A 1,564-nucleotide genomic window follows, 5' to 3' on the forward strand; every position below is an offset into this window, starting at 1 on the left:
CCTACGGACAGCCCGCCTTCCACCCCGAACCGACCCAGTTCCCCCAGTCCCCCCACCCCGCCTCCCCCGGCCGGATCCGCCCATGAGCGGCCCGCTGCCCGACGTCCCGCCCGTCTTCGCCCTCGGCCCGCCGCGGCTGACCGCGGGCCTCGACCAGGCCGAACGGCTGGACCGCCGCGCGCACCTGCTCGTCCACGGCTCGCCGCCGTCCCTGCCCGCCGACCGGCTGGCCGAGCTGGCCGACGCCATCGCGCTGCGCGGCCGCGGCGGCGCGGGCTTCCCGCTCGTACGGAAACTGGCGGCGGTCGCCCACCACGCGCGGCGCACCGGCGTGCGGCCCGCGGTCGTCGTCAACGGCTGCGAGGGCGAGCCGGCCTGCCGCAAGGACACCGTCCTGCTGTGCCGTGCGCCCCACCTGGTCCTGGACGGCGCGCTGCTCGCCGCCGACGCGCTCGGCGCCCGCACCCTGGTGGTGGGTGTGACCAAGGACACGGCCGAACGGTCGGTACGGGACGCGCTGGCCGAGCGCGGGCTGCGCGACCGCCGGCGCGGGCGGTCGCCGCGCGCCCGGCTCGCACGGGTACCGGAACGGCTGGTCTCCGGTGAGGCGTCCGCACTGATCCGGGCCGCGGAGGGCGGACCGGCGCTGCCGCCGGGGCGGCGCGTGCGGGCCGCGGAGTCGGGGCTCGGCGGCGTACCGACGCTCTTCTCCAACGCGGAGACGTTCGCCCAACTCGCCGTAGCGGCCCGGCTCGGCGCGCACCGGTACGCCTCGACAGGCGCGCCCCGCGAACCCGGCACCCTGCTCCTGACCGTGTCCGGCGCGGTGCCCTCCCCCGCCGTCGTCGAGACACCGAGCGGGGTGCCGCTCCCGTACGTCCTCCAGGCGTGCGCCGCCGATCCGTCCCCCGGCGGCGTCCTGGTGGGCGGCTACCACGGCGCCTGGCTGGACGCCGCGACCGCGTACAGCACGGTCGTCACCCGCGAAGCGCTCGCAGCCGGCGGTGGCGCGCTTGGCGCGGGGGCGGTGCTGCCGGTCCCCGCCGACACCTGCCCGCTGGGCGAGTCCCTGCACGTAGCGCGCTGGCTGGCGGCGGAGTCATCGGGCCAGTGCGGGCCCTGCCGCCTGGGCCTGCCGTCGATGGCCGAAGCGCTGGCGGACATCCTCGCGGGCGGCGGCCAGGAGGCACTGGAAGCCGTACGGCGCGCCGCGCAGGCCGTGCACGGGCGTGGCGCGTGCAAACACCCGGACGGCGCCGCCCGATTCGTACTCTCCGCACTGTCCGCCTTCCCCGACGATTGCGCCGCGCACGTACTGGGCGGCGGATGCGGCCGGGAGACCACTGGTGTGCTCCCCCTTCCAGCGCCGGAACCAGCGGGCGCGGCCGACGGTACGGGCACCGGAGCCGCGGACCCGGCTGCCGCCGGGAGCCGGCTGGCCGTGGACTGGACGCTGTGCGAGGGCCACGGCCTGTGCGCGCGGCTGCTGCCCGAGACCGTACGCCTGGACCCGGACGGCTACCCCCTGATCACGGACACCGCCCTCCCGCCCCGCCTCCACCCC

At 78.1% G+C, this 1,564-nt stretch carries 1 protein-coding gene; it reads left to right on the forward strand.

Features of this window, described 5'->3' with window-relative positions:
• Positions 1 to 82: 82 nt before the first annotated feature.
• On the forward strand, positions 83 to 1,564 hold a 1,482-nt coding region (locus tag ADK86_RS15445; RefSeq protein ID WP_053697100.1), incomplete at its 3' end, for an NADH-quinone oxidoreductase subunit NuoF family protein.

It is taken from the genome of Streptomyces sp. NRRL F-5755, assembly GCF_001279365.1.
GTDB classification, from domain to species: Bacteria; Actinomycetota; Actinomycetes; order Streptomycetales; family Streptomycetaceae; genus Streptomyces; species Streptomyces rimosus.